Genomic DNA, 7667 nt, shown 5'->3' on the forward strand with positions numbered 1-7667 from the left:
ATAGAAGACTTGGTCAGCGCCAAAGCGGTGGCCTTAGTCGCCTTATCCTGCCGAACTTAACCGCATTCATCGTAGGAAAGCGAAAACCGCTGGTTGCACTTATGCTATCTGCCAAAAATTTATACTTTCTGTTAGTATAAAAAAAATGGGCGTTCTTTGGGGGGCTTTGTCCCCCTATTTTCTTGCAAACTTGTCGGTGGTTTTTGTACAAAATATAAGCAGCAGAACAGTTAAGCAAAAAATTTTATAACCGAGGAAAAAATCCATTTAAATGAAGTAAATTTTTGGTATACTAATTACAGAATATCAGAAATACAGAGAGAAGGGAAAACAATGCAAGCGGTACCCCCCAAAAAATCATATGGGTTAATACGGTTGGGCAAGCGTTCGGTGCTTACTCTAGGGGCGGATCTAACACGTGATCTGCGCCTAACTGATGGAGATCTCTTAGAACTTTGCGTTCAAGATGGCAAGATTATTTTAGAACCTAAAAAGGTCATCCCTGCTGATCAAGAATGGTTTTGGTCAGAAGAATGGCAAGCTGGAGAACGAGAGGCTCAGGCTGAGATCGATGCTGGTCAAGTAAAGCACTTCGGCTCTGTGGAGGAATTTCTTAAGGATCTGAGGTCGGATGATGAAGATCGATAGCATCTCCCGCTTTAAACGAGCTTTTAAGAAATTGCCAGAGGATATCCAATCCTTATATTTTGAGAAAATGCACCAGTTTAAAGATGATTGGCAGCATCCATCGTTTAGGGCTAAACGCGTACAAGGGACGGATAATGTTTGGGAAGCGAGCCTTAACATGTCAATCCGGTTTACCTTCGAGTGGATCACAGTTGAGAACGGCGAAGATGTTTTCTTAATGAGAAACATAGGTGACCACGATTCATTGTCTCAGACCGCCATTTTAATCTTGAAATTAAAGGAGGTTGAAGGCAGATGAACAGCTTCCAGCTTGAACACTTGGATGAGGTCAATGGATTGAAGGACTACAAATTCTTCCCTATAATTTCTTCAAAGGAGCCTGAACCCATGGATAACAAGAACTTGAGAATTGTCGTTTCTGGCGATATTTGCAACAATTCTTTAATCTGGAAAACTCACCCACAGTGTATTCAGGGATTGAGTTGGCAAGATTATCCCCTTGTGCACCATCTTATAAAACCTGGAGAAGCGCTGCTTTTATCTAAACTCGTAGCCCTATCCACAGGAGCAACGGTCCTTTCCCCACAAATCGAGGATTTTGAGGGGTGTTCACCTAAAGATGTTCTTCTTTCTTCGGTCGATTTAGCGCTTTTTCCGCTAACCGCCGAAGAGAAAGATCCCCATAAGGTCTACCGCGTGAAGGACTACCTCGGGTTCACGGGACCCACTTCAGGTATTCTTCCCAAGCTCTTTTCAATGATTGACGATGATGAAAACGCAGATATGGTTATTATCGATGATGAGAATAATGGGTTTAACTCAGAAGAAGAATTTTGGCCCTTAGCTTTGAAAGCACCGGGGAAAACCCCCATCGTGATCTATAAGATCAATAATCCAGACCGTTCCACTAAACTTTGGAATCAAATTGAGACGCTCCATCTTGACAATACGGTCGTTGTGATCAATGGGGATGACCTCCGCTCTAAAGGCGTAAATATTAGCCGAAGTCTGTCTTGGGAACGAACAGCCTTGGACTTTGTTTGGCAAATGAACAATAACCCTGACCTCAATTATCTCACAAAATGTCATCATCTGATTGTCCCGTTCGGTCTTGAGGGCGCTATCTATTACCAAAATGAAGGCTTTCCCGAATCCCACCTCTACTTTTTGACGTATGAAATCGAAGGCGGTTTTATCAAGGAGAACCAGGGTAAAATGTATGGGCTGACCTCTTGTTTTGTTGCTGGTCTTGCCCACGCTATCGCTTCAGGTATGCGTCAAAACGAAGAACTCAATAAGACCATTGATGAAGGGATTCGCGAGGGGATCGTCGCCGCCCAAAAATACTTTAGTCAGGGTTTCGGTGAAAATCCCGAGAAAACCCCTTTCCCTAATCCAGCAATTTTCATTGAAGGCGAAAATGACTTTATCTACAAGGAACAGATCCAGGATGTACTCATTCGCAATTCAAACAACCCCAATTGCCAATCATGCTGGTACATTATTAAAGATAAAAGTTCGACAAATTTAGCCGAAATCTCCTATGATATCGTCAAAAACGGTGAAAAAAGCGCGCTAAAATTTATCCCCATTGCCCGCTTTGGAAACTTAAAGGTTGTTGACAGAACAGAGATTGAAGGCTATCGCAGTATCAAAAATCTGATTGGGGAGTATGTTTCAGCTAAAAATGTCGTCCGACCCCTCTCGATTGCTGTATTTGGAACGCCTGGTTCTGGGAAATCCTTTGGTGTCGCCGAAGTGGCCACGAGTATTGCTCCCAAGTTCATTGAAAAACTGAATTTTAACCTCTCGCAATTCCAGAACGTGTTAGATTTATTTCGTGCCTTACATAACGTCAGGGATCTTGCTTTAATGGGAAAAATTCCTCTCGTATTTTTCGATGAATTTGATTCTCGTTTTGAAGGGAAGCTTGGCTGGTTAAAGTACTTTTTAGCTCCAATGCAGGATGGTGTGTTTAGAGAGGGAGATTCCGTTCACCCGATCGGCAAAGCGATTTTTGTCTTTGCCGGTGGCACAAGTAGTACCTATCAAGAATTCAGTGGCGAAGACATTAAGGATGAAAATGAATATAAACAATTTATTACGGAATTTCAGAGTGCCAAAGGACCCGACTTTATTAGTCGCCTCAGAGGGTATGTCAATATTCTCGGACCCAACCAAACCGATGATCAGTGGGATCAGTTATTTATTGTGCGTCGAGCCATGCTCCTCCGTTCCCTAATGGAACGAAGGGTACCTCATCTGATCAATGAAAATGGCGAAGCTCAGATCGACAGCGGGGTATTACGAGCCCTGCTCAAAGTGACTAGGTATAAGCATGAAGCACGATCGATGGAAGCGATCCTTGAAATGAGCACTCTGAACAACGCCAAGAAATGGGAACAATCGTACCTGCCTTCCAAGGAACAGCTCAAACTCCATGTCGATGAAGAACAGTTTTCGCGCCTTTTGATGCGGGATACCTTTTTTAGTGAGAAGATTGAAAAACTAGCTCGAGATTTAAATTATAAGAATATAACTGCTCTCTCTGAAAGTCTTCCCAATAATCTCAACCCCAGAAAAGCTTGGGAGAATCTCAGTGAAGAACTCAAGAATTCTACTCGAGATCAAATCAGACATATCCCTAGCGCCCTACAAAAAGTCAATTATGATCTCATCTCGGTCAAGGAAAAACCTGAAACGATCCAATTTACCAACAAAGAATTAGACATTCTCGCCAAATACGAGCATAAACGGAGGTCCCTCAAAGAAAAAGAGGCGGGCTGGAAATGGGGCGAGCAATTCGACGATCAGAAAAAAACTGACCCTTCGTTGACCCCCTGGGAAAGTTTATCCAGTGATGCACAAAATAGGATCATCGAGAATATTAAACCCTGGCCTGAGATACTCGCTGGCTCGAACTTTAAGATCGAAAGGCTAAAATTTCTCTGCTATTGCGAGACTCATTTGACTCCTGTTGGGAATAGCACTAAAAAGATGGAATAGCGAGATTCAATGTATTTTTAAAACCCCCTAAAATAGAAAACTTTCTACTTTAGGGGGTTCTCGCATGCAATCCTTAAATAGGATTTTATTTATTTCGCAAGATTCGGAGTCCGCTCAGTTGAATAACCCTGTCTATGCATTTCCAGGTAAAAGGTAAGAACCTCAAGATTGACTGCTAAATCAACATTACGAAGCTCTATATCTTGGGGCACAGACAAATAGACTGGAGCGAAATTCAAAATTGCCTGAACGCCTGCCCTAACCAAAGAATCCGCTATATCTTGGGCTGCATCAGCAGGTACTGAAATTACACCAATCCTGGTATGATTCTGGGCCACAACTTCTTCCAGCTTAGCCAGCGGCAAAACTTCCACATCATTTAATTTAGTTCCTATCTTTAGGGGATCATTGTCAAAGATACAGGTAAAATTAAAACCTCGCTCTTGGAAGCCACGATGCAAAGCCAAAGCATGGCCTAGATGACCAAACCCAACCAAAGCAGCATTCCATTCTACGGTTAAACCGAGAATTTTAAGAATATCCCATTCCAATTCCTCAACATTATAACCTACACCCCGTGTTCCGAATTCTCCAAAGAAGGATAGGTCTTTCCTGACTTGAGCAGAGTTTACGCCAGCACCCTTGGCGATATCATTGGAAGATATCGTAACTTTCCCCTGTTTTTTCACTTTTGTTAAAAATCGTGAATATACAGAGAGACGCATTATTGTCGCTTCTGGAATTTTAAATACTCTCAATGAAATCCTCCTCTTCATAATTCACAATTTCAGGTTCCATTTAACTTCTGAATATCTTTACTGTCTAATTGTAATACTAAACATCCTTTTATCAAGAAGGTACTTATTAGTTCCTTAGTTACTTAAAAGGTACTTAGTATTATCCCATGAACAAGGGCAAGCAAATCATGATTGGGTTCATTAACTTAATTATGCTATACTAAATCTAAAATAGCAAATTAAGGAATGATTTGATGAGTACAACCACTATAATCACTAACCGCCACGAACAATGCCATATGAAAGAACAATGTCTTAGATACGAAAAATGCCCGATGGTTTTAGTCCAAGAACTTCTTGCAGGTAAGTGGAAAATCCTAATCTTATGGTATTTGAGTTACAACACGCTCCGCTTTAGTGATATAAAGAAATTGTTACCCCAAGTGACTCAAAAAATGCTGACGCAACAACTAAGAGGATTGGAAGAAGATAAACTGATCTATAGAAAAGTCTATCCGGTTGTGCCCCCGAAAGTTGAATACGGTTTAACGGAAGTCGGCAAAGGAATCCTTCCGATTCTTGAACTGATGCATGGTTTTGGTTCTTCCTATTTGAATGCGGGCCTGGACAAGTAAGAGTAGCATTGGCCAAACGTGGCCTTTACTAGAAGAGCCTGATTATCTTCACGTGAAGAAATCAGGCTCTTCTCTATGTTGAGGACTATTAAGATTATTACTAAATACTTATTACTTGGTTTCCATTGCGGATTAGATATTTCTTTGGGTAATAACCTTTTTCTCATAGAGTTCTTTTATCTCTTCATCAGATAACCCTAACTCAGCAAGAATATCTTCGTTATCCATACCCACACTCGGTGCTCCGCGCCAAATCTGGCCGGGGAAATTCTTTAGCTTAGGGAAAATATTGACTCCGGTGAATTTACTTCCGTCTACTTTTTCCCATTCCTTAAAGACTTCTCGTGCTTGATAGTGAGGATTCTCAAGAGCGTCATCATATTCCATGACCCTCGAGCAGGGAACTTCATTCGCAAGAAAAACTGCTTCTACTTCTTTTACGGTTCTCTTTAAGCAAAATTCCTTGAATCTTTCTTCTAACAAATCTCCTGCAGGTGTATCTGGATAAATCATGGAGCTGTCTGCAGGAAACAACTCTGTTCCGAATTCCAATCCCAAGAGAGGAAGTGCTCTTTTAATCGAGCCTCCACCTAATATCATCACATAGACCGATTTACCATCTTGACAGACATAAAGCCCATAACCGCAACAAATGGCACTGTGGTTCCCTTCACGCTTAGGCTTTTCTCCCACCATAGTGTAATCCACAGGAAAAGAATTCTGACAGCGCATCGCAATCTCGTATTGTGCAAGATCGACGCTCTCACCTTTTCCTGTCATCTCAGCCTTTCGCAAGGCAGCTAGCCCTGTCCCAAAAGCGAAAACACCGCACAGATGATCCACTGGCTGGGGCATTGCTGGGATTGGAGGCTGATCCGCGAAGCCATTTAATTGCATGTAGCAGCCAAAGGCTTGAGCGATGGTATCATAGCTGCCGCGTCTTACATATTCGGGCACGCCGGTTTGACCAAAACCTGAAATATGAACTATCACCAAACGGGGGTTATGCTCCCACAGCACTTCATCATTTAATCCCCATTTGTCATATTGGCCTCCTTTGGAGGCTTCAATATAAATATCCGTTTGTTCCATTAGTTTCAAGAACACTTTTTTTCCTTCTAGTGTGGGGAGATCGAGGGATAGATTACGCTCGTTCTTGGCATTTTGTTGTAAGGGACCACCATAACGGTTACGAGACATACAGGGGGTTTTAGCATTTTCGAGCATAATGACTTCAGCCCCGTTTTCTGCATAAAGTGACGCAGCCAGAGGAGCTGCAATAGAAGTCGTACAATGAACTACTCTAATGCCTGACAACAGACCAAATTGAGGGATATCTGTTCTTTTTGCCATTTTGTTGCCTCCTTATCGCTATAATTAACCCCAATCAGAGATGAGCCTAATTGGGGTTAATTTTAGTCTTCCGTTAAGTTCTACTCGTGCTTTAGGCGCTTCCCTAAGTTAGCGGCTAAGATAGCAAGGATACATCCGATAATAAGACCGCCAACGTTGAGCTGCCAGGCTGCTTTAAAGGATTGGGTAATATCAAAGATTTTTCCATAGATAATCACGGCTGAGGCGCTAAACAAACTTTGTACCAAGGTAACATTTGCATAAATCTTGCCGAAATCTTTTTGTCCAAAAATCCCTTTTACGATCAGCGGAAGCATAACCGTTAAGGCCGAAAAGGCAATCCCGAAGAAAACTAAACCGACATAGAACAGGGTTAAATTACCTTTACTGATCAAAATGATCACATCACCAATGACACCGCATACTAAAGAAAAGATAGTGGTCGTGACATATCCTGCCTTGTCATTGAACCAGCCTAAGAAAAGTTTACCGCCCATATTCGCGAAGTTCAACACGGTCATGGCAAATGCCCCAACGGTTGTGGCAAAGCCCACTGATGTCGCATATCCAGGAACTTGCGTATTCATGGAGGCATTGAGGACGATTAAACCTGCTAAAAGCATAATGAGCCAAAGTGCGGCAGATTTCAGCGCTCGTGCTGAAGAAACACCTGTTAATGCTGCCGTAGCATTCGCAGCAGCTCCTGTCGTCGCTCCTTCTTCATAGCCATACGGTCTGATTCCCTTATCGGAAGGTTTTAAACGGATAACGAAGAGAATTCCTGGCATCGAGATGACCCAGGCAGCTATGGCCATAATCAGACGAGCGCTTCTCCAACCATATTGAGTAATCAGAGCGCCGGCAACCGGGTTAGCAATCGCGGAACCAAGCGTTCCAAGGGCCAAAGCAATCCCTAAAACAGTACCCATTTTTTTACTGAACCAGTTACCGAGCAGCACAGGCACCGCCAAGTACATGATGAACGCCTGTCCAATACCCATAAATACACCGGAGATGTTCCAGGCCATGACGGTGTTGAAATAGGCAGCTGCTCCGGTAGATGCACACACCATCGTCATTGCCACACCCAGTATTAATCTGATATCAAATTTCGCCATCATTCGGCTGGCGATCGGTTGGCATATAGCCATTGTCAGGATAAAGATCGTAAGATACCAGGAAGCATCTGTCCGGGTCCAACCCATTTCTTTAGCAACTGGAGACAGGTAGAGTCCGTTCGTATTCCCCAGCATACCTACTGCAGCAAAGAACATTAAACTGCAAGCAA

Annotated in this window: 7 protein-coding genes; 4 read left to right on the top strand and 3 right to left on the bottom strand. The window is 42.7% G+C overall.

The genetic code is table 11. From position 1 onward, the window contains the following. Nucleotides 1-333 precede the first annotated feature (333 nt). The 3 genes from VM640_RS14455 (at nucleotide 334) to VM640_RS14465 (ending at nucleotide 3654) form a co-directional block, all read left to right on the top strand. Nucleotides 334-648, top strand: coding sequence for an AbrB/MazE/SpoVT family DNA-binding domain-containing protein (locus VM640_RS14455; RefSeq protein ID WP_325393426.1), 315 nt, complete (start codon nucleotides 334-336; stop codon nucleotides 646-648). Next, nucleotides 632-946 carry a cytotoxin gene (locus tag VM640_RS14460; RefSeq protein ID WP_325393428.1) on the top strand — a complete coding sequence of 105 codons (315 nt, stop codon included), beginning with the start codon at nucleotides 632-634 and terminating at the stop codon, nucleotides 944-946. Before VM640_RS14455 ends, VM640_RS14460 begins: the two co-directional genes overlap by 17 nt. An 89-nt stretch (nucleotides 947-1035) precedes the next feature. Next, a complete protein-coding gene (locus VM640_RS14465) occupies nucleotides 1036-3654 on the top strand; it encodes a RyR domain-containing protein (RefSeq protein ID WP_325393436.1) in 2619 nt (872 codons plus the stop codon). 89 nt (nucleotides 3655-3743) lie between these two features. On the opposite strand, the gene VM640_RS14470 is transcribed toward VM640_RS14465, so the two are convergent. After that, a complete protein-coding gene (locus VM640_RS14470; RefSeq protein ID WP_325393430.1) occupies nucleotides 3744-4412 on the bottom strand; it encodes a redox-sensing transcriptional repressor Rex in 669 nt (222 codons plus the stop codon). 233 nt (nucleotides 4413-4645) lie between these two features. On the opposite strand from VM640_RS14470, the gene VM640_RS14475 reads away from it, so the two are divergent. Beyond that, entirely contained in the window at nucleotides 4646-5026 is a 381-nt protein-coding gene (locus tag VM640_RS14475) for a winged helix-turn-helix transcriptional regulator (protein ID WP_325393432.1), read from the top strand. 132 nt (nucleotides 5027-5158) lie between these two features. On the opposite strand, the gene VM640_RS14480 is transcribed toward VM640_RS14475, so the two are convergent. Continuing rightward, nucleotides 5159-6379, bottom strand: a complete 1221-nt coding sequence (locus VM640_RS14480; RefSeq protein WP_325393434.1) for a CoA transferase — start codon at nucleotides 6377-6379, stop codon at nucleotides 5159-5161. Nucleotides 6380-6459: 80 nt separating this feature from the next. Continuing rightward, nucleotides 6460-7653, bottom strand: coding sequence for an MFS transporter (locus VM640_RS14485; RefSeq protein WP_325393438.1), 1194 nt, complete (start codon nucleotides 7651-7653; stop codon nucleotides 6460-6462). Between the last annotated feature and the right edge of the window lie 14 nt (nucleotides 7654-7667).

Origin of the sequence: Desulfitobacterium sp. (assembly GCF_035539115.1) — a bacterium.
Classification (GTDB): Bacteria; Bacillota; Desulfitobacteriia; order Desulfitobacteriales; family Desulfitobacteriaceae; genus Desulfitobacterium_A.

Coding starts and splice junctions, on each gene's coding strand:
- VM640_RS14480 (WP_325393434.1), bottom strand. CDS start 6,379: ATGGCAAAAAGAACAGATATCCCTCAATTTGGTCTGTTGTCAGGCATT.
- VM640_RS14460 (WP_325393428.1), top strand. CDS start 632: ATGATGAAGATCGATAGCATCTCCCGCTTTAAACGAGCTTTTAAGAAA.
- VM640_RS14475 (WP_325393432.1), top strand. CDS start 4,646: ATGAGTACAACCACTATAATCACTAACCGCCACGAACAATGCCATATG.
- VM640_RS14465 (WP_325393436.1), top strand. CDS start 1,036: ATGGATAACAAGAACTTGAGAATTGTCGTTTCTGGCGATATTTGCAAC.
- VM640_RS14455 (WP_325393426.1), top strand. CDS start 334: ATGCAAGCGGTACCCCCCAAAAAATCATATGGGTTAATACGGTTGGGC.
- VM640_RS14485 (WP_325393438.1), bottom strand. CDS start 7,653: ATGTTCTTTGCTGCAGTAGGTATGCTGGGGAATACGAACGGACTCTAC.